At 67.8% G+C, this 21,407-nt stretch carries 28 protein-coding genes and 1 pseudogene; 22 read left to right on the forward strand and 7 right to left on the reverse strand.

From position 1 onward, the window contains the following. Nucleotides 1-34: 34 nt before the first annotated feature. The 16 genes from MT490_RS05660 to MT490_RS05735 all read left to right on the forward strand — a co-directional run bounded on the left by MT490_RS05660 (nt 35) and on the right by MT490_RS05735 (nt 10,311). Nucleotides 35-439: a DUF559 domain-containing protein gene (locus MT490_RS05660; RefSeq protein ID WP_297385046.1), complete on the forward strand. Its 405-nt coding sequence runs from the start codon at nt 35-37 to the stop codon at nt 437-439. After that, a complete protein-coding gene (gene ruvC / locus MT490_RS05665) occupies nt 433-930 on the forward strand; it encodes a crossover junction endodeoxyribonuclease RuvC (RefSeq protein WP_297385048.1) in 498 nt (165 codons plus the stop codon). The genes MT490_RS05660 and ruvC overlap by 7 nt, the downstream gene beginning before the upstream one ends. Nucleotides 931-1,011: 81 nt before the next feature. Further along, nucleotides 1,012-1,608 (forward strand): Holliday junction branch migration protein RuvA, encoded by a 597-nt coding sequence (gene ruvA, locus MT490_RS05670; protein ID WP_297385049.1) that lies wholly within the window; start codon nt 1,012-1,014, stop codon nt 1,606-1,608. After that, nucleotides 1,605-2,285, forward strand: a complete 681-nt coding sequence (locus tag MT490_RS05675; protein WP_297385051.1) for a hypothetical protein — start codon at nt 1,605-1,607, stop codon at nt 2,283-2,285. The genes ruvA and MT490_RS05675 overlap by 4 nt, the downstream gene beginning before the upstream one ends. A 347-nt stretch (nt 2,286-2,632) precedes the next feature. Beyond that, nucleotides 2,633-2,953 (forward strand): RcnB family protein, encoded by a 321-nt coding sequence (locus MT490_RS05680; protein WP_297385052.1) that lies wholly within the window; start codon nt 2,633-2,635, stop codon nt 2,951-2,953. 69 nt (nt 2,954-3,022) lie between these two features. Then, a complete protein-coding gene (gene ruvB / locus MT490_RS05685) occupies nt 3,023-4,045 on the forward strand; it encodes a Holliday junction branch migration DNA helicase RuvB (RefSeq protein WP_297385054.1) in 1,023 nt (340 codons plus the stop codon). 44 nt (nt 4,046-4,089) lie between these two features. After that, nucleotides 4,090-4,536, forward strand: a complete 447-nt coding sequence (locus tag MT490_RS05690; protein WP_297385056.1) for a YbgC/FadM family acyl-CoA thioesterase — start codon at nt 4,090-4,092, stop codon at nt 4,534-4,536. Nucleotides 4,537-4,543: 7 nt separating this feature from the next. After that, a complete protein-coding gene (gene tolQ / locus MT490_RS05695; RefSeq protein WP_297385057.1) occupies nt 4,544-5,233 on the forward strand; it encodes a protein TolQ in 690 nt (229 codons plus the stop codon). Further along, complete coding sequence (gene tolR, locus MT490_RS05700) at nt 5,234-5,671, forward strand: protein TolR (protein ID WP_297385058.1); 438 nt, start codon at nt 5,234-5,236, stop codon at nt 5,669-5,671. A 4-nt stretch (nt 5,672-5,675) separates the two neighbouring features. After that, the gene (locus tag MT490_RS05705) at nt 5,676-6,494 is read left to right on the forward strand and encodes a cell envelope biogenesis protein TolA (protein ID WP_363321728.1); all 819 of its coding nucleotides are present in this window, start codon (nt 5,676-5,678) and stop codon (nt 6,492-6,494) included. A 2-nt stretch (nt 6,495-6,496) separates the two neighbouring features. Further along, nucleotides 6,497-7,882, forward strand: coding sequence for a Tol-Pal system beta propeller repeat protein TolB (gene tolB / locus MT490_RS05710; protein WP_297385059.1), 1,386 nt, complete (start codon nt 6,497-6,499; stop codon nt 7,880-7,882). Nucleotides 7,883-7,934: 52 nt separating this feature from the next. After that, complete coding sequence (pal, locus tag MT490_RS05715; RefSeq protein ID WP_297385060.1) at nt 7,935-8,444, forward strand: peptidoglycan-associated lipoprotein Pal; 510 nt, start codon at nt 7,935-7,937, stop codon at nt 8,442-8,444. A gap of 130 nt (nt 8,445-8,574) precedes the next feature. Then, entirely contained in the window at nt 8,575-9,480 is a 906-nt protein-coding gene (locus tag MT490_RS05720; protein ID WP_297385061.1) for an SPFH domain-containing protein, read from the forward strand. 9 nt (nt 9,481-9,489) lie between these two features. Beyond that, the gene (locus MT490_RS05725; RefSeq protein ID WP_297385063.1) at nt 9,490-9,693 is read left to right on the forward strand and encodes a toxin-antitoxin system HicB family antitoxin; all 204 of its coding nucleotides are present in this window, start codon (nt 9,490-9,492) and stop codon (nt 9,691-9,693) included. Further along, on the forward strand, nt 9,693-9,908 hold the full coding sequence (locus tag MT490_RS05730) for a PF20097 family protein (RefSeq protein WP_297385065.1): 216 nt from the start codon (nt 9,693-9,695) through the stop codon (nt 9,906-9,908). The genes MT490_RS05725 and MT490_RS05730 overlap by 1 nt, the downstream gene beginning before the upstream one ends. Before the next feature lie 130 nt (nt 9,909-10,038). Continuing rightward, on the forward strand, nt 10,039-10,311 hold the full coding sequence (locus MT490_RS05735) for a hypothetical protein (protein WP_297385067.1): 273 nt from the start codon (nt 10,039-10,041) through the stop codon (nt 10,309-10,311). A gap of 118 nt (nt 10,312-10,429) precedes the next feature. Here MT490_RS05735 and MT490_RS05740 read toward each other — a convergent pair whose 3' ends face one another. From MT490_RS05740 to MT490_RS05750, 3 genes are all read right to left on the reverse strand, one after another. Then, entirely contained in the window at nt 10,430-11,272 is an 843-nt protein-coding gene (locus MT490_RS05740) for a S1/P1 nuclease (RefSeq protein ID WP_297385068.1), read from the reverse strand. Nucleotides 11,273-11,420: 148 nt separating this feature from the next. Further along, nucleotides 11,421-12,371, reverse strand: a complete 951-nt coding sequence (locus tag MT490_RS05745) for an isoaspartyl peptidase/L-asparaginase (protein ID WP_297385069.1) — start codon at nt 12,369-12,371, stop codon at nt 11,421-11,423. Between the two features lie 35 nt (nt 12,372-12,406). Next, entirely contained in the window at nt 12,407-13,588 is a 1,182-nt protein-coding gene (locus MT490_RS05750; protein ID WP_297385071.1) for an acyltransferase family protein, read from the reverse strand. Nucleotides 13,589-13,678: 90 nt separating this feature from the next. On the opposite strand from MT490_RS05750, the gene MT490_RS05755 reads away from it, so the two are divergent. Next, on the forward strand, nt 13,679-14,512 hold the full coding sequence (locus tag MT490_RS05755) for a LytTR family DNA-binding domain-containing protein (RefSeq protein ID WP_297385073.1): 834 nt from the start codon (nt 13,679-13,681) through the stop codon (nt 14,510-14,512). A 60-nt stretch (nt 14,513-14,572) separates the two neighbouring features. Here MT490_RS05755 and MT490_RS05760 read toward each other — a convergent pair. Continuing rightward, nucleotides 14,573-15,613 (reverse strand): annotated as a pseudogene (locus MT490_RS05760) (acyltransferase family protein); the annotation flags it as partial. A 144-nt stretch (nt 15,614-15,757) separates the two neighbouring features. Here MT490_RS05760 and ispG point away from each other — a divergent pair. Then, nucleotides 15,758-16,882 (forward strand): flavodoxin-dependent (E)-4-hydroxy-3-methylbut-2-enyl-diphosphate synthase, encoded by a 1,125-nt coding sequence (ispG, locus tag MT490_RS05765; RefSeq protein ID WP_297385075.1) that lies wholly within the window; start codon nt 15,758-15,760, stop codon nt 16,880-16,882. Between the two features lie 39 nt (nt 16,883-16,921). Here ispG and MT490_RS05770 read toward each other — a convergent pair whose 3' ends face one another. After that, nucleotides 16,922-17,842, reverse strand: coding sequence for a hypothetical protein (locus tag MT490_RS05770; RefSeq protein ID WP_297385077.1), 921 nt, complete (start codon nt 17,840-17,842; stop codon nt 16,922-16,924). A 177-nt stretch (nt 17,843-18,019) separates the two neighbouring features. Here MT490_RS05770 and MT490_RS05775 point away from each other — a divergent pair, with 177 nt between their 5' ends. From MT490_RS05775 to MT490_RS05790, 4 genes are read left to right on the forward strand one after another with little or no spacing between them, the layout of a single operon-like run. Next, complete coding sequence (locus MT490_RS05775) at nt 18,020-18,919, forward strand: DMT family transporter (RefSeq protein WP_297385079.1); 900 nt, start codon at nt 18,020-18,022, stop codon at nt 18,917-18,919. Further along, the gene (locus tag MT490_RS05780) at nt 18,916-19,392 is read left to right on the forward strand and encodes a GNAT family N-acetyltransferase (protein ID WP_297385081.1); all 477 of its coding nucleotides are present in this window, start codon (nt 18,916-18,918) and stop codon (nt 19,390-19,392) included. The genes MT490_RS05775 and MT490_RS05780 overlap by 4 nt, the downstream gene beginning before the upstream one ends. 3 nt (nt 19,393-19,395) lie before the next feature. Then, nucleotides 19,396-19,713, forward strand: coding sequence for a multidrug efflux SMR transporter (locus tag MT490_RS05785; protein WP_297385083.1), 318 nt, complete (start codon nt 19,396-19,398; stop codon nt 19,711-19,713). Then, a complete protein-coding gene (locus MT490_RS05790) occupies nt 19,713-20,069 on the forward strand; it encodes a TfoX/Sxy family protein (RefSeq protein WP_297385085.1) in 357 nt (118 codons plus the stop codon). Before MT490_RS05785 ends, MT490_RS05790 begins: the two co-directional genes overlap by 1 nt. A gap of 81 nt (nt 20,070-20,150) precedes the next feature. On the opposite strand, the gene MT490_RS05795 is transcribed toward MT490_RS05790, so the two are convergent. After that, the gene (locus MT490_RS05795) at nt 20,151-20,669 is read right to left on the reverse strand and encodes a DUF1345 domain-containing protein (RefSeq protein WP_297385126.1); all 519 of its coding nucleotides are present in this window, start codon (nt 20,667-20,669) and stop codon (nt 20,151-20,153) included. 156 nt (nt 20,670-20,825) lie between these two features. After that, on the reverse strand, nt 20,826-21,374 hold the full coding sequence (ppa, locus tag MT490_RS05800; protein WP_297385087.1) for an inorganic diphosphatase: 549 nt from the start codon (nt 21,372-21,374) through the stop codon (nt 20,826-20,828). Nucleotides 21,375-21,407 lie beyond the last annotated feature (33 nt).

The following is a 21,407-nucleotide window of genomic DNA, read 5'->3' on the forward strand; positions in this document are numbered from 1 at the left end:
CCCTCCCATTCAGGGGAGGGGTTGGGGTGGGGCAGTGGTGACGGAGAAGGAACTTCTCGAACGCGCCCGCGAGATGCGCCGCAACCCCACGGAGTGGGAGGTGCGCGTGTGGCGCCACCTCTCCAATTCGCAGCTCGGTCATAAATTCCGCCGACAGGCGGTGATTTTCCCCTACATCTGCGACTTCTTTTGCCCGGCAAAGGGTTTGATCGTCGAAGTCGATGGGGACACACATGATCCAGAGCCGGACGCGAGGCGGGACGATCGGTTGCTGAGGAAAGGCTTCGTCACCCTGCGCTTCACCAACGTGGACGTGTGGGAAAATATCGAAGGTGTGGTGAGCACTATTCTGTCGGCCCTCCATCAACGCCGTGATCGCTGGTCCGGCCTGCCCCACCCCAACCCCTCCCCTGAAGGGGAGGGGCTTGATCCATGCTGATCCTCGGCCTCGATCCCGGGCTCGGCACGACCGGCTGGGGCATCATCCGCGCCGAGGGCAATCGGCTGAGCCACGTCGCCAACGGCAAGCTCAAGACCGACCCGCAGGCGCAACTCGCCCGCCGGCTCGCCCATCTCGACGCCATGCTCGATGCCTTGATCGCCGATCATGCTCCCCAGGCGGCGGCGTGCGAGGAAGTGTTCGTCAATTCGAACGCCCAGTCGACGCTCAAGCTCGGCCAGGCGCGCGGCGTGGTGCTCTGCGCGGCTGCCCGCGCGGGGCTCGACGTCGGCGAATATACGCCGAGCATCGTCAAGAAGGCCGTGGTCGGCACCGGCGGCGCCGAGAAGGCGCAGGTCCATGCGATGGTCGCGCGGCTGCTCCCCGGCGTGAAGATCGACGGCGCCGACGCCGGCGATGCGCTTGCGGTGGCGATCTGCCACGCGCACCATCTGGCGTCGGCGCGAAATATCCCCATCCGTTCGCGCTGAGCTTGTCGAAGCGCCGTTCTTTCTTCAGAAGAACAAAAGCAGCCCTTCGACAAGCTCAGGGCGAACGGAGTGTGGGGCCGAGTGATCGCGCATCTGAAAGGCAGGCTGGCGGCGACGGGCGCCGATCACGCGGTGATCGACGTGAACGGCGTGGGCTATCTGGTCGGCGCCTCGGCCAAGACGCTCGAGAAGCTCGGCATGGTCGGCGACGCGGTGACGATCCACACCGAGATGCTCGTCGCGGAGGATTTCATCCGCCTGATGGGTTTCGCCACCGCCGACGAGCGCGACTGGTTCAAGCTGCTCACCCATGTCCAGGGCGTCGGCTCGAAGGTCGCGCTGGCGATCCTCTCGATCCTCACCCCCGACGAGCTGCGCACCGCGGTCGCCCGCGCCGATTCGGCGATGATCGCGCGCGCCAACGGCGTGGGGCCCAAGCTCGCCCAGCGCATCGTCAACGAACTCAAGGACAAGGCCGGCGGCATCGCGCTGGGCGGTGGGGGGGCTGCCCCGGCGCCGGCGGGCAGCGCCGCGGCGGACGCGGTCTCGGCGCTGCTCAACCTCGGCTTCAAACCCGCCGAGGCGAGCACCGCCGTCAGCGCCGCCAATGATGAGCTCGGCTCGGGAGCCACGCTCGACGCGCTGGTGCGGCTGGCGCTCAGAAAGGCGGCGAAGTGACCGCCGCTGCCGTCTCGGATGGCGACCTAGCGCGTGTCATTGATGTCTATGCTAATTTCATCACCGAAATTTTTCGCCGACTTGATGCAGTGGATGATTCAATCACTGAGTTGAAGGCGAACTCAGATCACCCAAATTGCTGGCAAAACTGTGATTTTTGTTGGTTTCAGATCAGGAAGATCTGTGAGTATTTGACGCTGGCTGTTGTCGCGGCCCACCATTTTGACGGGCATCCGATTTCCAGCCTCAGCAAATGGCGCCCCAAAGAACTGCTCGCGGATGTTGCTCGCCTAAGCGAACATCCTACCCCGGTGGCCATAGCGGATTTACTTGCGGTAGGTCCGGATGGCGGGCGACAGTTCACTCCTGTTGCCAAACCCGTTCGAGCGGACTTGATCTCACAAATTTATGGACGTTGCAGCGACATACTGCACGTCGGGAGCTTGGACAGAATTCTCGCCGAGAAATTACCTACCTATGAGATTGCGCAATTGGACCGTTGGTTAGTGGGATTCAGATCTCTCCTATCACATCACATGCTTCTTTTACCTGGCATCAAAACTGTGCTCATATGTCGGAGCGAGGGCGGTGAAAGAATGTTCTTTGCACTCGCATCTGAGGGAGCGATTTTCGATACGTCTCACCTCCCCGATTTTGATTTCGACCAAAATGACTGACGCCGACCGCGCACGGGCCGCCGCGCGCTAAGGGTTGTTCTGGGTTTTCTTCGCGCGGCTCGGCGCCTAGCCTGGGAGTCGCCGGGGGTAAGGAGAACGGCATGAAACGGCTTCTTCTCTTGTCCAGCGCGTTGGTGCTCGTGGTGCCCGACATCGCAGTCGCCATGCAGGCGCAGGAGCGGCCACGGCCGCAGCGACCCGGGGCTTCACAGCCGCAGCGACCCGGAGCATCCCAGCCCCAGCGTCCGCCGCAGCAGGGCGGGCGCCCACCCGCCACGCGTCCGCCACAGCAGGGCGCCCGCCCGCCAGCTACGCGCCCGCCGCAGCAGGGTGCGCGTCCGCCTGCCGTGCGTCCACCGCAGCAGGGGGGGCGCCCGCCCGTTGCGCGGCCGCCGCATCGTCCGGGGCAGGGGCGCCCGCCCGGCTTCCGGCCGATCCAGCGTCCGGGCTGGAACTATCCGCGCGGCTGGAACTACCGCCGCTGGCGGGCGGGGCTCATCCTGCCGACTTTGTTCTGGTCGTCCCGCTATTTCTTCAGCGACTACGGCCTGCTCGGGCTCGGCGCGCCGCCGCGAGGATATATGTGGATACGCTATGGCCCCGATCTGCTGCTGGTCCGTCGCAGCGATCGGCGCATCGTCGATGTGATCTACGGCGCGTTCTTCTGAACCGGAGCGGATGCGGCCGGCATCGCACCTCGACAGAGGGGCATGCGAACGGGTAGGGAACAACTGCCCATGACCGACGCCGACCGCATCCTCACCGCCTCGCGCCGCACCGAGGATATCGACGCGGCGCTGCGCCCCAAGTCGCTCGACGAATTCGTCGGCCAGCGCGCCGCGCGCGAGAATCTCCGCGTCTTCATCCAGGCCGCGAAGCAGCGCGGCGACGCGCTCGATCACGTGCTCTTCTTCGGCCCGCCCGGGCTCGGCAAGACCACGCTCGCGCAGATCATCGCACGCGAGATGGGGGTGGGCTTCCGCTCGACCTCGGGGCCGGTGATCGCCAAGTCGGGCGACCTTGCGGCGCTCCTCACCAATCTAGAGGACGGCGACGTGCTGTTCATCGACGAGATCCATCGCCTCAATCCGGCGGTCGAGGAAGTCCTCTATCCGGCGATGGAGGACCGCGCGCTGGACCTGATGATCGGCGAGGGGCCGTCGGCGCGATCGGTGCGGATCGACTTGCCGCGCTTCACCCTCGTCGGCGCGACCACCCGGCAGGGGCTGCTCACCACGCCGCTCAGGGATCGCTTCGGCATCCCGGTGCGGCTGCAATTCTACACCGTCGACGAGCTCGAGCGCGTCGTCACCCGCGCCGCGACCCTGCTCGACCTGCATGTCGCGCAGGACGGCGCGCACGAGATCGCCCGCCGCGCGCGCGGCACCCCGCGCATCGCCGGGCGGCTGCTCCGCCGGGTGCGCGACTTCGCCAATGTCGCGGGCGAGGAGACGGTCCACGCCAAGGTCGCCGATGCGGCGCTCACCCGGCTCGAGGTCGACGCATTGGGGCTCGACAATATGGACCGGCGCTACCTGATGATGATCGCCGACATCTACAAGGGCGGCCCGGTGGGCGTGGAGACGCTCGCCGCGGGGCTTTCCGAGCCGCGCGACACGATCGAGGAAGTGATCGAGCCCTATCTGATCCAGATCGGCATGATCGCCCGCACCGCGCGGGGCCGCTGCCTCAACGCGGCGGGTTGGAAACATCTCGGGCTCAACCCTCCGCCCACCGCGCAGGAAGGGCTGTTCGACTGAGGCCAGGGGTTCCCCCGGGACTCCGCCTTGGTTAAGGCCCGTTCATGCACGCGCTCTCCGCCATCGGCAGCTTCCATGGCCTGGAGCATCATTTCGGCCTGCGCGTCTATTTCGAGGACACCGACCTGACCGGGGTCGTCTACCACGCCAATTATCTGCGCTACATGGAGCGCGCCCGCTCGGACATGCTGCTCGCCGCCGGGGTCGACCAGCGCACCACGTTCGAGAGCGGCGAGGGCGCCTATGCGCTGCGCGGCGTCCGGCTCGACTATCGCGTGCCCGCGCGGCTCGGCGAGGAACTGAACGTGGTGAGCCGGCTTGTGTCGCTGCGGGCAGCCGCCGTGGTCATTCAGCAAAGAGTCATGCGGGGCGAAACCATAGTGGCCGCAGGTGAAGTCGAGGCGGCGTTCGTCTCCCCGACCGGTCGGCCCCGGCGCCAGCCTGCAGCGTGGATTGCCGCGTTCGAACCGTTGTTGTGGAAGGGAAACTGAGCTCGACATGTTGTTTCTGAATACCGCCGCTGCGACCATGTCGCCCGTCGCCCTGTTCCTACAGGCGGACTGGGTGGTCCGCGGCGTGATGATCGGCCTGTTGCTCGCGAGCCTGTGGACCTGGGCGATCATCCTGAGCTTCGGCTTCCGCATCGGCGGCGTGAAGAAGGGCATCGCCAGCTTCGAGACCGAGTATCGCGAGGCCGACGACATCGACGAGTTCCACCGCCGCGTCGCCGGCCGCGACCAGCCGATCGGCCGGGTCTTCGCGGCAGGCGTCACCGAATGGCGCCGCTCGACCACGGGCAAGGTGATCGACCGCGGCGGCACGCGCGAGCGGCTCGCCACCGCGATGGGCGCGACGATCGCGCAGGAGATCGATCGCCTCGCCGATCGGCTGAACTTCCTCGCCACGGTCGGCGCGGTCGCGCCCTTCGTCGGGCTGTTCGGCACCGTCTGGGGCATCATGCGCAGCTTCACCAGCATCGCGGCCGAGCAGAATTCGTCGCTCGCGGTGGTCGCGCCGGGCATCGCCGAGGCGTTGTTCGCCACTGCGATCGGCCTGTTCGCCGCGATCCCCGCGGTGATCGCCTATAATCGCTACAGCCACGGCATCAATCGCGTCGAGCAGCGCCTCAACCGCTTCGCCGACGGCTTCCACGCGACGCTCAGCCGCCGCCTGGAGATGGAGGCCTAAATGGCCATGCATCTCCCCTCCAACCGGGGCCGCGGGCGGCGCGCGCCGATGGCGGACATCAACGTCACGCCCTTGGTCGACGTGATGCTGGTGCTGCTGATCATCTTCATGGTCACCGCGCCGCTGCTCACCGCCGGCGTGCCGGTGAACCTGCCCGAGAGCCGCGCCAAGGCGCTCGATCAGGAGCAGAAGCCCGTCCAGATCGCGATCGACGACAAGGGCCAGGTGTTCGTCGACAACGCGCCCGTCGACGATGCCGGGCTGCCCGCGATGCTCGAGCAGGTCGCGTCGCGAAAGGGCGCCGACGGCAAGCCGCCGCAAATCTACCTCCGCGCCGATCAGGGGCTCGGCTACGGCAAGGTCATGCGCGTGATGGGCGAGCTCAACCGCGCCGGGCTCAACAGCGTCTCGCTGCTGACCAACGCTGCGAGCAAGTGACGTCATGGGACTGACTCGCGCCGAAGCGGGGGGGCTGGCGATCGCGGCGATCGGCCACGTCGCGCTGTTCGGCCTGCTCTCGGTCGGCTTCCTCGCGACGCCCAACCCGCAGAAGCTGGTCAGCACGCCGATCGCGGTCTCGTTCGCCGAGGATGTCGGGCTCGAGAGCAGCGCGCCGGTGATCAGCAGCGAGGAAGAAGCGGCGAAGAAGTCGCCGGTGGAAGCACCGGTCGAGCCCGACAGCGCGCCGCCGCAGCCGGTGTCCGAGCCCGAACCGGCATCCAGGCCGCAGCCCACGCCGCCCAAGCCTGCGCCGGCGCCCAACGCCAAGCCCGCGCCGCCGGCAAAACCCACCGCCGCAGCGCCTGCCGCCAATCCGCGCCAGCAGCCGCGCCGCGACGTGCGGCCGACCGGCAATCTCGAAGGGCTCGATCTCGGCCGCACGAACAACCGAACCAACAGCACGTCGCTCAATCCGCCCGCGACGAAGATGTCGGCGCAGGCCGCCGCCGACATCGGCTCGGCGATCCAGCGGCAGGTCCAGCCCTGCGCCGATCGCCAGGTCAATCCCGGCCCGGGCGCCGACCAGATCCGCGTCGTGGTCAATCTGCGCATCAACCGCGACGGCTCGCTCGCCGGCCCGCCGCGGATCGTCGGCCATACCGGCGTCGACGATACCAATCAGCGCTACGTCACGCGCGTCGACGATGCGGTACGCGCGATCTTCGCCAGCTGCGCGCCGCTGCGCGGGCTGCCGCCGGAGCTCTACGACGTGCAGGGCGGCTGGAAGAGCTTCACCCTTCGATACCGACTCAAGAGCTGAGGATGAGAGAGATGCGAACCTTCAAGATCGCAATGGTCGCGCTGGCGACGGCCTCGGCGAGTGTCGCCTATGCGCAGGAGACGGTGCCGGAGATCCCCCCCGTGCCCGCGCCCGCGCAGGATGACCAGTCGGGCGGGCTCGTCGTCGATGTCGAGGGCGGCATGTCGGCGCCATTGCCGATCCTGATCCCCGCGATGCCGACGTCCGCGGTAACCCAGACCCCGGCGGGTTCGACCGACGAGCTCGGCCGCCGTCTCGCCCAGATCGTCGACGACGATTTGCGCAACACCGGGCTGTTCAAGACCGTCGGCCCCGGCGCGACGCGCGGTATCGCCTATTCGGAAGTCACCCAGCCCAATTACGCCGGGTGGAGCGGAGGGCAGGCGTTGGTCCAGGGCTATGTCCGCGCCAACGGCAACGGCTCGCTGACGATCGGCTGCTACCTCTACGATCTCGCCGCGCAGACCGAACTCGTCCGCCAGGGCTTCGTCGTCTCGCCGGGCGACTGGCGCCGCGCCGCGCACAAATGCGCCGACGCGATCTACACGCGCCTCACCGGCGAGGGCCCCTATTTCGACAGCCAGGTCGTCTACGTCGCCGAGCAGGGGCCCAAGGGCAAGCGGCGGAAGCAGCTCGCGATCATGGACCAGGACGGCGCCAATCACCGCTTCCTCACCAACGGCCAGAACATCGTGATCACTCCACGCATGTCGCCGCGGCAGAACGCGATCGTGTACATGAGCTATGAGGGCCGCCGCCCGTCGATCTGGATCTATGACATGGCCGCGCGCTCGAACCGCCGGCTGGTGACCAACGCCAACCTCAACTTCGCGCCGCGTTTCTCGCCCGACGGGCGCTGGGTGCTCTTCTCGATGGCGGTGGCGGGCAATACCGACATCTATCGCATCAGCGCCGGCGGCGGATCGCCCCAGCGGCTCACCAACGCGCCCGGCATCGACACCGGCGGCAGCTATTCGCCCGACGGCTCGCGGATCGTGTTCGAGAGCGACCGCGGCGGCACCCAGCAGCTCTACGTCATGAACGCCGACGGCTCGAACCAGCGGCGGATCAGCTTCGGCGGCGGGCGCTACGCTACGCCGGTGTGGAGCCCGCGCGGCGACCTGATCGCCTTCACCCGCACCGGCGGCGGCGCCTTCCGCATCGGCGTGATGAACTCGAGCGGCGGCGGCGAGAAATTGCTCACCAACGCCTGGGGCGACGAGGGGCCGAGCTGGTCGCCCAACGGCCGCGTGCTGATGTTCTTCCGCGCCGCGCAGGGCTCGGGCCGGCCGGACCTCTGGTCGGTCGACCTCACCGGCGTCAACGCGCGCAAGATTCCCACCCCGCTCGACGGCTCGGACCCCAGCTGGGGACCGATTCGCCCCTGAAACGTTACGCATGCGGGTTGCACATAGAATCACGAATGGAGGAGGAATTACGATGGGCAAGATGACGACCGGCCTGGTCCTGGGCCTGGCGCTTGTCGCCACCGCGGGCTGCGCCAAGAAGCGCCCGCCCGAACTGCCGCCGACGCCGGCCGAGACGCCGGTGGTGACCGATACCGGCGAGAGCAGCGATACGCTCGCCGGCCGGCTCAACGAGCAGTTCAAGCGCGAGGTCACCAGCGACACCGTGCACTTCGCGCTCGACCAGTACGACATCGATCCCGAGGCGCGCGCGATCCTCGACAGCCAGGCGCAGTGGCTGGTCGCGCATCCCGAGGCGCGGATCACGATCGAGGGCCATTGCGACGAGCGCGGCACCCGCGAGTACAATCTCGGCCTGGGCGATCGCCGCGCCAATGCCGCCAAGAACTATCTCGCGGCCCGCGGCGTCTCGCCGACGCGGATCACTACGATCAGCTACGGCAAGGAACGCCCGCTGGCGCTGGGCTCCGACGAAGCCAGCTGGGCGCAGAACCGCCGCGCGGTGACCATCGTCATCAGCTGAACCGGCCCCTCACGGGCTTTTCGGGCGCCGTCGATCCCCGCGGATCGGCGGCGTTCGCGCGTCCGCCGATTGCGCTTGCGACTCGGTGTTGTGTGATATAAAAGTGATATCACATTAACGGGAGGCTATGATGACGGACATTCGTGGCGCGGCGCCTGCATTGCGGCAGAGCAGCGAGCGCGCGGCGCATACCATGAGCGGCTATGGCATGCTGCTGGTGCTGTTGCTGCCGGTCGCGGGCGTGGCGGCGGCGATCGGCCAGATCGATCGCGTCGCCGATGGAATCGTGGTTCTGATGCTGTTTTCCTCGGCCATCCTCTTTCTGTTCGTCGTGATCGGCTTCTACCTGCTCCAGCCCAACCAGGCGGCGGCGATCCTGCTGTTCGGCGACTATCGCGGCACCGATCGCACCACCGGCCTGCGCTGGACCTGGCCCTGGATGATCAAGAAGAAGGTGTCGGTGCGCGCCAACAACATCATCTCCGAGCGGATCAAGGTGAACGATCTGCGCGGCAACCCGATCGAGATGGCGGCGCAGGTGGTGTGGCGCGTCGTCGACACCGCGCAGGCTCTGTTCGACGTCGACGACTATCGCGCCTTCGTCAACGTCCAGATCGAGGCGGCGGTGCGCACGATCGGCTCGCGCTATCCCTATGACGATTTCGAACATCAGGAGATCACGCTGCGCGGCAATCACGACCAGGTGGGCAGCGAGTTGCGCGCCGAGCTGATCGCGCGGCTGGTGGTGGCGGGCATCACCGTCGACGAATGCGGCTTCACCCACCTTGCCTATGCGCAGGAGATCGCCGGGGCGATGCTGCGGCGCCAGCAGGCGCAGGCGGTGGTCGCGGCGCGTACCACTTTGGTCGAGGGCGCGGTCGGCATGGTCGAGATGGCGCTCGCCCAACTCTCGGCCAAGAACGTCGTCGAGCTCGACGACGAGCGCCGCGCGGCGATGGTGTCGAACCTGATGGTGGTGCTGTGCGGCGAGCGCGACACCCAGCCGATCGTCAACGCGGGCTCGTTGTACCAATAGGCGGGAAGCGTGTCGGCACCCCCCAAAAAGGCGTTCCCGCTGCGTCTCGATCCCGCGCTCTACGCGGCGATCGAGCGCAGCGCGGCGAGCGACCTCAGGAGCGTCAACGCCCAGGTCGAGTGCCTGCTGCGCGAGGCGCTGGGCCGCCGCGGGGTGAAGCTGGCGGAGCCGATGCGCGCGAAACGCGGGCGGCCGCCCAAGGAGAGTGAATGATGCGATCGAACAGCTGCCCCAAATGCCAGGGCGCGATGACCGAAGGCTTCATACTCGACAACGGCCCTAATGTCAGTGCCGTGAGTCAGTGGGTGGAGGGTGCGCCGAGGAAGAGCTTCTGGAGTGGGGTCAAGCTCAGCGGGCGCGCGCAACACCCGATCCAGACCTGGCGCTGCGGTCGCTGCGGTTTTCTCGAAAGCTACGCCAAAGGCTGAGCCCTGCGGATTTCATAAGGAGACACGAGGTGATGATGGCGTTCTATATCAACCCGCGCCAACTTCCCTATGTGCTGGCCACCGTCGTGGCGATGATCGCACTGGGCATCGCGGCGGGAGTGCTGTTCGGATGAGCTGGCAACAATTTCGCGACTGGTATCGCGTCCGCCCGGGCTATTGGTTCGCGCAGAAGCGCTATGGCTGGGGCTTCGTCCCCGCGACCTGGCAGGGCTGGGTTCTGATCCTGGGCGTGCTGGCGGTGGCGGGTGCCATCCAGAAGCTCGCCGAGGATCGCAGCGCACTCTACCACCTCCTCTTCCTGCCCCTGTTCGGCGGCGCGCTCTGGCTATGCTGGCTCAAGACCGACGGCGGTTGGCGCTGGCGCTGGGGGGATAGAGAATAGCACTTCTAAGCCCCTCCCCTTTAGGGGAGGGGTTGGGGTGGGGCAGTGCGGCAGGCCAGGGTCTCGGTGAGACTGACAGGCCCCACCCCCAACCCCTCCCCTGAAGGGGAGGGGCTTTTTACCCCAAAGCCTCGTCCAGCAGCCGCGCGAGCCTGAGCCCGCCCTTGACCAGTTGCTGCCGTGCCGGTTCGATCAGCTTCTCGATCTTCGCCTCGTCGAGCGTGGCGCGCTGGGGAGCGGGCCCGCACGGGTCGCCATAGGCGCTGCCGTAGACCACGTCGCGCGCGACCTGCCAGCTGTCGCGGCTCCAGTCCTCGACCGTCCCGCCGTTCACCGCGGCGCGCTCCTCGGGCGAATAGACCCGCACCAGCGAGGGCGGCGTCGAGATCGCCCGCTCGGCGAGCAGCCCGTCCCAGATGCTGTGCAGGTTGAGCCGGTCGGTCGAATAGATGCCATAGGTCGACTTCGCCCGGTTGCCGCCCAGGTCGCCGCGGTCGCCGGCGTGGAGCGGCTGGTGCAGGTCGCCGACGAAATGGACGAGGAACGCCAGCGCCATCACGCGCTCGCGCACCGGCACCTTGCGGTCTTTGAGCAGCTTCACCGCGCGCTCGATCTGCGCCGACACGCAATTGCCGTCGGGGCAATTGCCCTTGAGCGTGAAGTCCTTGCAGACGTCCACATTCTGATAGTGCCAGTTGTATGCATAGCTGAAGCGCGGGCCCAGCTCCTTGATGCAATCGGGCCAGACGCTCGCTTCCTCGATCGTCCGCGCCGGGCAGGTCGGCGTCTCGAGCAGGTACTGATGCTTGAGCAGCTTGCCGATTTCCGCGCGAACGGCGGGCGTCACGTTGCGATACGCGATCGCGGCCACCGTCTCGTGGCCATATTCCCAATAGGCGGCGGCGGGATTGGCAGCGAAGCCGAGGATGGCGGCGAGCAGCAGCGCGAGTTTGCGAATCATGAGCGAGCCTTACCCAATCCTCCCCCGGAGGGGGAGGGGGACCAAGCGCAGCTTGGTGGAGGGGTAGTCTCCCCAAGCGACGTCGCTCGTGGCGACTACCCCTCCACCGCTTCGCGGTCCCCCTCCCCCTCCGGGGGAGGATTGGGAGTCAGTCTTCGCCGTAGAATGCGACGACGCGCTTCCCGTCGGCAGAAACCTTCCCGCGATACATGCCGGGCGTGTTGAAGCTCCAGCCCATCTCGCCGTTCGGGCCGGCCAGGATCACCCCGCCGGTGCCGCCCAGCGCCTTGACCTCGGCCATCACCGCGTCGGCGGCTTGCTTCAGGCTCTCGCCCTTGAGGCGGACGCGCGCGCAGATCTCGTGGGTCACGCCCTCGCGGATGAAGAACTCGCCCGCGCCGGTCGCCGAGACGGCGCAGGCGCGATCGTCGGCATAGGTGCCCGCGCCGATGATCGGCGAATCGCCGATGCGGCCCCAGCGCTTGCCGGTGAGCCCGCCGGTCGACGTCGCGGCGGCGACATGGCCCTCGGCGTCCATCGCCACCGCGCCGACCGTGCCGTATTTGAGGTCGACGTCGAACCAGCCGAGCTTGTCGTTCGCCTTCATCTTCTCGAGCTGCTGGCGGCGCTCGGGCGTGGCGAACCAGCTGTTCTCGACCTGCTCGAGCCCCTGCTCGCGCGCGAACTGGTCGGCGCCCGCACCCGAGAGCATGACGTGCGGGCTCTTCTCCATCACCGCGCGCGCCGCGGCGACCGGGTGGCGCGTGGTGGTCATGCCCGCGACCGATCCGGCGGCGCGGTTGCGCCCGTCCATGATCGCCGCGTCGAGCTCGTTCCGACCGTCCCAGGTGAAGACCGCGCCCCTGCCGGCGTTGAAGTGCGGATCGTCCTCGAGCACCTGCACCGCGGCCTGCACCGCGTCGAGCGAAGAGCCACCGCTCGCCAGCACCTTCGATCCCGCGTCGAGCGCGGCATCGAGGCCCGCGGCAATGCCCTTCTCCTGCTCGGGCGTCACACGCCCCTTCTCGATGATCCCGGCGCCGCCATGGATCACCAGGGTCCATTTGGGTTTGTCCTGGGCCTGGGCAGCCAGCGGCATGAGAAGGGCTCCGAGCAAGAGGGGCAAGAGGCGCATCACGGCACTCCGGGGATCGATGCCGTTTCCCTAGCAGATCGCGGTCGCGGCGCCAGCGGGCGCAACCCGATCAGCGGGCGTAGCCAACCGACCTCGCGGCCGGCGAGGTAGAACAGCCAGCACCCCGCCGTGGTTGCCGCGAGCAAGGCGACGAACTCGAGGGCTGGCGGCAGCGCGAAGCGGAGCAGGTACCAGCCCAGGACCACGATGATCGTCTGGTGGATGACGTAGAAGGGGAACACCGCCTCGGTCAGCGTCCGCCGCCAGCGATGGTCGCGGTTCCAGAAGCGGTCGGCGAGCCCGATCAATGCGACGATCGCGCACCAGCCCATGAGCAGCCGACCGCCCGCAAACGGCAGGCGGAGTGCGGTATCGGGCACGATACCCGTCATCCACGCCACCAGGATCCCGGCGACCACCGCATAGCCGAGGATCGCGAGCACGCCCGCGAGCCGCCACCAGCGCCGGATCGACGCCCAGGTCCGCGGCGCGTCGGCGAGGAAGAAGCCGAAGGCGAAGGCCGGGAAATACATGCGGTGCGCGGTCCAGTCGTCGACCAGCGCGTGCGTCGGCTCCGCGCGCAGGCCGCCGATCGCCATATGCACCGCCAGCCAGGCGAGGGGCACGAGCAGCAGTCCCGGGCCGCTCAGCAGATCGTCGGCGAACCGCGCGAAGCTCGCCCGCGCCGCGCCCGGGGTCAGCGCAAGGATCGCGGCCAGCACGAGCGTATAGACCCACAGATAGACCACGAACCAGAGATGCTGCCATGTCGGCAGCACGATCCCGTCGAGCACATGGAAGCCGAAATAGTCTTTCGCCCAGAAGTGCCAGAAGCTCCCGGCATAGCCATGCTGGCTCACCAGCTCGACCCAGGGCTGGGGCGGGATGATCAGCACCGCCGCGAACAATGTGGGGACGATCAGTCGCGCGGTGCGGTCGCGCAGGAAAGGGCTTATACCCGCCGACTTGCCGAGCACCGCGGCGGTCGCGAATCCCGAGACGGTGAACAGCAGGGGCAGCCGCCACGCATTGCTCGCGAGCATCGGGAATTCCACCCAGTCGAGCGGCTCCGCGGTCTTCACGTGCCAGCCCCAGGGCACGAAGAACATGCCGATATGGTAGAGGATCAGCAGCGCGAACGCGCCGATCCGCAGCCAGTCCATCCCGTAATGCCGTTCCATGGCGAGCGCCTCCTCTGGTTGATGCGCATCCGGCTAGCGAGCGGCGACTGTGCCCGGTATCGAGAAGGGAGAAGCGGCGGACGGGCTGGGATGGGCGAAACCGGGGCAGGGACGAACGGCGGCGAAGGCGGGACGAGCGGCGAGGGCCTTCGCCGGCGCCGGCTGCTGTGGCTCGCCGCCGGGCTCGCCGGCTTCCTCGCGATCCAGTCGATCGCCAATGTCGAATCGACGGTCGAGGACATGGCCAAGCTCGGGGTGATCGAGAGCCGCGTGCATGTCTGGACGTGGCAGCTCACCAGCGTCGTGGTCTGGCTCGCGTTGATGCCCGTGCTCGGCTGGCTCGTGGCGCGGCTGCGCCCGCCGCGTTTCTCGTGGCCGGTCGCGATCCTGCTCCACGCGCTCGCCACGGTGCCGGTGTCGCTGGTCCATGTCGTCGCGATGGTCGCGCTGCGCATGCTCGTCTATGCGGCGGGCGGCGAGCGCTACGATTTCGGGCCGTGGCCGATGACCTTGCTCTACGAATATCGCAAGGACGCCGCCACTTACCTGCTCGCGGCTTTGTTCCTCGCTTATGCGCAATGGTTGCTCGCCCGCCCCGCGCCGGCCGGGTCGAACGAGGAGGACGTGCTGGTCGTTTCCGACGGCAGCGTCACCCACCGCGTTCCGGCCGCGAGGATCGAGTCGGCGTCGGCGGCGGGCAATTATGTCGAGATCGTCTGGAGCGGACGGACCTTGCTCCATCGCTCGACGCTGGCCTCGCTGGCCGAGCGGCTAGGCCCGGGCTTCGTGCGCATCCATCGCGGGCGGATCGTCCGGCGCGCTGCGGTGCGCAGCGTCGAGACCGACAAGAGCGGCGACTTCACCGTCACGCTCGAGAGCGGCGCCACGCTGCGCGGCAGCCGGCGCTATCGCGGTGGGCTTTGAGGCAAGCCCGATCAGCGGCCGCAGCCAGCCGATCCGGCGCCCGATCAAATAGACTGCGAGACAGGCCGCCGCAGTGCCGCCGAGGAGCAGGGCGAACTCGGCGGCCGGACCGAACCCCAGCGGGAGCGTGTACCAGGCGATCAGCACGATCGCCGGATGGTGGACGATGTAGAAGGGGAATACGGCCTCGGCGAGCGGCTTGCGCCAGGCGTGGTCGCGGTTCCACTGCGTCTCGGCGATGTGGAACAACGCGAGGATCATGCTCCACGCCATCGCCACGCGCGCCGCCCGGTCGAGCGCCATCAGCGCGTGCGGCGGGACCGCGGTGCCGGGATAAGCGAGCTCGATCGCCACGACGACCGCCCCCGCGGCCGCGGCGAGTGCCAGTGCGGCCTTCCAGAGTCGGGCGATCGCCGGCCAGAGCTGCGGCGCCCCGGCTAGCGCGAAGCCGAACAGGAAGATCGACGCATATTGGCCGTGCCCGTTCCAGTCGCTCGCCAGGCCCTGATGCTCGGGAACGACGAACAGCAATGCGAGCCGCAGCGTCGCCAGCGCGGCGATCGGCACCCAGAGCAGCCGGCCTGCATGCGCGAGCCAGTTCGCGGCGCGGTCGAGCAATGCGAAGACCGCGGCCCCGCGCCACGCGATCGCAGCCGCGAGCAGCAGCGTATAGGCGGCGAGATAGGCGACGAACCAGAGATGCTCCCAGCTAGGGAATTCGCGGCCATAGAACTCGCCGCTGCGCCAATAGTCGATCGCCCAGAAATGGAGATAACCGTGCGGATAGCCGGTCTCCATCACGCGCACCCACATCTCCACGGGCACGATCGCGAACATGCCGAAGGCGAGCGGCACCAGCAGTCGCGCGGCGCGCGAGTGGGCGAAGGGCAGGGCGCCGCCCGACCGGTCGAAGAGCTTGCGCGAGGCATATCCCGAGACCGCGAACAGCAGGGGCAGCCGCCACGGCGTCAGCAGCGCCATCGGTGCGATAAGCGCGGGATAGCTGCGCGGGGTGTGGATCACCCACGCCCAGGGCGCGAACACCATCGCGACATGATAGACGATCAGCAGCCCGAACGCGGCGATGCGCAGCCAGTCCATGCCGTAATGGCGCTGGCTCTGCGGAATGCCGATGGTCGCGCGCGGCGGTGTCAAACCAATATCCTCTGGCACTCGCGCCTTTCGCGGCGAGGCCAGCAGGGCTATATGCGCAGCCACGTAAGCAAAGCGTTAGCAAGGAAGTCCATGTCCGTCCGCCCCTGGCGCGATATCGTCCGCCGTTCCAGTCGCCAGATCATGGTGGGCAATGTCCCCGTGGGCGGCGACGCGCCGGTGACGGTGCAGACGATGACCAATACCGCGACGAGCGATCCGCGCGCGACGATCGACCAGATCCGCCGCTGCGAGGATGCCGGCGTCGACATCATCCGCGTCTCGTGCCCCGATGTGGAGAGCACCGCGGCACTCAAGCAGATCGTCCGCGCTGCGCGCGTGCCGATCGTTGCCGACATCCATTTCCACTATAAGCGCGCGCTCGAGGCGGCCGATGCCGGCGCCGCCTGCCTGCGGATCAATCCGGGCAATATCGGCAGCGCCGAGCGCGTCAACGAAGTGGTCAACGCAGCCAAGGCGAACGGCTGCGCGATCCGCATCGGCGTCAATGCCGGCAGCCTCGAGAAGGACCTGCTCGAGAAGTACGGCGAGCCGTGCCCCGAGGCGCTGGTCGAGAGCGCGCTTGACCATATCAAGCTGCTCCAGGACCGCGACTTCCACGAATTCAAGGTCGCGGTGAAGGCGAGCGACCTGTTCCTCGCGGTCGCCGCCTACCAGCAGCTCGCCGACCAGGTCGATTGCCCGCTGCACCTCGGCATCACCGAGGCGGGCGGGTTCGTCGGCGGGACGGTCAAGTCGTCGATCGGGATCGGCTCGCTGCTCTGGTACGGGATCGGCGACACGATCCGCGTGTCGCTCTCGGCCGAGCCCGAGGAAGAAGTCCGGGTCGGCTTCGAGATCCTCAAGGCGCTCGGCATCCGCAATCGCGGCGTCCGCGTGGTGAGCTGCCCCAGCTGCGCGCGGCAGGGCTTCGACGTGATCCGGACCGTCCAGGCATTGGAGGAGCGGCTCCAGCACATCCGCACGCCGATGTCGCTCAGCGTGCTCGGCTGCGTGGTCAACGGCCCCGGCGAGGCGCGCGAGACCGATATCGGCATCACCGGCGGCGGCAACGGCAAGCACATGGTCTATCTGTCGGGCGTGACCGACCACCATGTCCAGGACGCCGACATGATCGAGCACATCGTCAAGCTCGTCGAGGCCAAGGCCGCCGAGATCGAACTGGAGAACGCGGCGGCCGCGCAGGCGGCGGAGTGATCCCTGTCCGGCGTTAGTCGGCGGGAGTCGCTCCCGCGATCAGCTCTTCGTGAAGACCCAGTTCACCCCGCCGGTTCCGCTCAGCGTCATCCTGGCGCCCGATTTGTTGAAATCATAGGTTTCCACGATGCGCGCCGTGGGCATCTCGTCCTTGCGGCCGGTGCAGCTGTTGGTCGTGCTCGCCTTGCCCCCATTGGTCATGAAAGTGACCTTGCCGCCGGAGATGGTGGCGCGGCCGATCTTTTCCTGGATCACGTGCATCGTGCAGGTCGAGCCATAGGGCTTATGCTCGTCGATCAGCCAGGTGAAGCTGCCATCGGCCTGGATGCTGAGACGATCCTGCCGCCTCACATTGGCCGAGCCATAGCGCATCACCGATCGGGTATCGGCGCCCATGCCGCCGTTGCGCTCGACCAGCCGAAGTTCGGGACGAAGGGCGAGCTGGCTGCCCGAAGCGCTGCGGCTCCAGGTTCCGGCGAGCGCGCCCGCGCCCGCGCCGCCGCCCGTGCGGGCCGGTGCCGAGGCCTGGACGGCCGGCGCGTTCCTGACTTCGGAGAGGATGATGCGGACGCCGCTCGATCCGGGGAAGATGCCGGCCTCGCCGTTCTTCACGGTGCCGAGCAGGTCGCCGCGCGTCGGATTGCCGTCGCGATCATTGTCCTGATGGCCGACCACCATATAGCGGCGGCTGGGATCCAGGCCGTCCTTGAAGAACTCCGCGGAGACCGCCAGCGTGTCGCGGCCCTTGACCGGAACGCGAATGCCCTCGGTATCACAGGTGTCGGCCGAGTCCGGGCACAGGAGCACTTCGGTGCCGCGCCAGTGATGCCCCTCGGGCAGATGCACATGGCCGAAGATGGCGGTGTTATAGTCCTGGCCGATTGCCTGGCTTCCGTTGAAGAAGAAGGTCGCCGCAGTCAGAAAGGCGGCGACAGCGCGAAACTTCGACTTGATGATCATCATTCTCCCCATGCCGCGATCGCGGCCTTTCCAATGTCGAGGGGCGCGGCTTCGCGGATAGGGCGGCAGCGACTGGGCGGGGCATTTCGTGCGACGAATCCCGCGCGGGTGTGCGTGCAGGTTCGGTAAGGTAGAGCGGACGTGACGCGGTCGCGCGCGCTCGCTATGCGCGCAGGCATGCGGGTCCCTTTCAGTATCGCTCTGGGCGCGGCGTCGGCCGGGATCGCGCTCTATTCGATCATGGACGCGGTGATGAAGGCCGTGTCGATCGAGATCGGCGCGTACAACACCCTTGTCTGGCGGCTCGGCGTCGCGGTGCTGCTGACTGGCGGCGTCTACGCCGTCACACGCCCGGCCCGACCGACGCGCGACGCGATGCGGGCGCATCTCGGCCGCAGCGTCCTCGTCGCGGCGATGGCGATCTCGTTCTTCTGGGGGATCGTTCGCGTGCCGCTGGCGGAAGCGATCGCACTGTCGTTCATCGCACCGCTGATCGCGCTTGGGCTGGCGGCGCTGTTCCTGAAGGAGAAGATCGGCGCGCAATCGGTTTGGGGATCGCTGCTCGGCCTCGCGGGCGTCGCAGTGGTCGTTGCCGGGCGGGTCGGCGGAACGCACAGCCACGATACCGTGCTCGGCATGGCCGCGATCCTGTTCTCGGCGGTGGTCTATGCGATGAATCTCGTCGTCGCGCGGCACCAGGCGCAGCTCGCCAAGCCGCTCGAGATCGCCTTCTACCAGAATCTGTTCGTGCTCGGCCTGCTGGCCGTGCCGGCGCCATGGCTGTTGGCGGTGCCGGCGGCGCAGCACTGGCCGGGGATCGCCGTGGCGGCGCTGCTGGCGATCGTCTCGCTGCTGCTGCTCTCCTGGGCTTATGCCCGCGCCGAGGCACAGGTGCTGTTGCCCGTGGAATATACCGCGTTCATCTGGGCGTCGCTGATGGGCTGGTGGATGTTCGGCGAGAAGCTGACCGTCGCCACGATCGCCGGCACCGTCCTGATCGTCGCCGGCTGCCTGCTTGCCGCGCGCAAGCAGGCCGGCCGTGGTGCCGCTCCCGAAGCAGAGGCTGTTCTTCCATGACTCATATCCGTCCCGCCACCCCCGCCGACGTGCCGCTGATCCTGCGGCTGGTGCGCGAGCTCGCCGAGTTCGAGCGCGAGCCCGATGCCGTGAAGGCGACCGAGCCGATGCTGGAGGCGGCCCTGTTCGGCGAGCGGCCCGCGGCGGAGGCAGTGATCGCCGAGGTCGACGGTACGCCCATGGGCTTCGCCTTGTTCTTCCAGAACTTCTCGACCTGGACCGGGCGGCCGGGCATCTATCTCGAAGATCTCTACGTCACCCCCGCCGCGCGCGGCGCCGGGGTCGGCACTGCCTTGCTGCGGCATCTGGCCGGCATCGCGCTGACCCGCGGCTGCGGCCGCTTCGAATGGGCGGTGCTCGACTGGAACGAGCCCGCGATCCAATTCTACCGCGCGATGGGCGCCGTCGGCATGGACGAGTGGCGCGTCCAGCGGGTGGCGGGCGACGCGCTCGCGGCGCTGGCCGGGCGATAGGCGATGGCCTGGGTCTGGCTGGTCCTGGGCGGCCTTTTCGAAGTGGGCTTCACGACCTGCCTCCGCTTCGCCGACGGGTTCCGCAACATCCCCTGGACGCTCGGCTTCCTCGTCACGATGATCTTGTCGATGGTGCTGCTCGAGATCGCCTCGCGCACCATCCCGATGGGGACGGCCTATGCCGTATGGACCGGCATCGGCGCGCTCGGTACGGTGATCATCGGCATGATCTGGTTCGGAGAGCCTTTCACGATGCTCCGCTCGCTGCTGATCCTCGGCGTGGTCGCCTGCATCGCCGGGCTCAAGCTCACGGCGCATTGATGGCGGTCGACGAGGGCCTTGTCGCCTGGGTGACCGAGGCGCTCGAGCCGGTGGGCAAGGTGACGATGCGCCGGATGATGGGCGGCGCGACGCTCTACATGGACGGCACGATCTTCGGAATCGTCCATGACGGCGAGCTCTGGTTCAAGGCCGACGAGGAGAGCAACGCGCTCTGGGACGAAGCGGGCTATCGCGAGCGATTCACCGTCACTTTCTCGACCGGCATGACCGACACGATGAACTACCGCCGCGCGCCCGCGGATGTGTACGACGATGCGGATGCGCTGCGCGAATGGGCTGCGCACGGCATCGCCGCGGGGCAGCGTGCGCCGAAGAAGAAGCCGAAGAAGCGGTAGAGGCCAGCCCGATCTAAAGCCCCTCCCCTTCAGGGGAGGGGCTAAGAAGGGCACCCACCAATAGCGGACTCGCGCCAGGCGCTATCCCCCCAGCACGTTGATCGTGAACGCCAGCACGCCGAGGTTGAACACGAACGCCGCGAGGCACTGGATGGTGACCGGGCGGCGCAGGCGGCCCTGGGTGACCGTCACGTCGCTCGTCTGGAAGGTCATGCCCAGGCAGAAGGCGAAATAGACGAAGTCCCAGTAATCGGGCTCGGGCGTGTCGGGGAATTCCAGGCCCCGCGCGTCGCCGGCCTTGCCGGGGCTGTAGAAGAGATGCGCATAGTGCAGCGCATAGACGGTGTTGCTGAAGGTCCAGCACAGGGCCAGCGTGCCCAGGATCAGCGCCAGCGGCCAGCGCGCGGGCGTGGCGGGCTGCATCAGCTCGCTGGCCACCACCGCGAGCACGACCAGGGTCACCGCAAGGGTGATCAGCAGCAGCAACAGGCGGTTGGCGTCGTTGCGCAGCGCGGATTGGCGCATGTGCTTCGACTCATGGGACAGCAGCGGCAGGCAGGCGAGCAGGAACAATGTCGCCCCGAGATCGAACCCCGCCATCAGCCCGAAGCGCGGGCCGAGCGCCGGGATCGCGAGGAACAGCCCGGCGGTGGTGGCGGCGACGAAGAGAAGGAAGCGCGGCGGCGCGATCAGGTTTCCGATCGTCCGTCGATGCGCGTCCTTCCTGTCCATCGCCGCCCCTCCTGCGGCGCGCGCTCAGGCGGCGGCCGCTTCCTTGGCCTTCTTAGCCGCTTCGATCGCTTCGAGCACGATCCGCTTGGCTTCCTCGGCATCGCCCCATTCGCCGATGCGCACCCACTTCTGGGATTCGAGGTCCTTATAGTGCTTGAAGAAGTGCTCGATCTGCTGGAGCACGATCGAGGGCAGGTCCTGCCGCTCGCCCACGTCGGTGTAATAAGGGAAGGTGCTGTCGACGGGCACGCAGACGAGCTTCTCGTCGCCGCCGGCCTCGTCCTCGAGCTTGAGCACCGCGATCGGGCGCGCGCGCACGACGCAGCCCGGCACGAAGGGCGAGCGCGCGATCACCAGCGCGTCGAGCGGATCGCCGTCGGGCGAGAGCGTGTGCGGCACGAAGCCGTAATTCGCCGGATAGCGCATCGGCGTGTGCAGGATGCGATCGACGAACAGCGCGCCGCTGGCCTTGTCGAACTCGTACTTCACCGGCTCGCCGCCGGTCGGCACCTCGATGATGACGTTGAGGTTGTTCGGCGGATCGTCGCCCACCGGAATCAGATCGATACGCATTTCAGACCTTGCTTGGGTTGGCGCCCCGCCCCG

The organism is Sphingomonas sp. (assembly GCF_026460985.1).
GTDB lineage: Bacteria > Pseudomonadota > Alphaproteobacteria > Sphingomonadales > Sphingomonadaceae > Sphingomonas.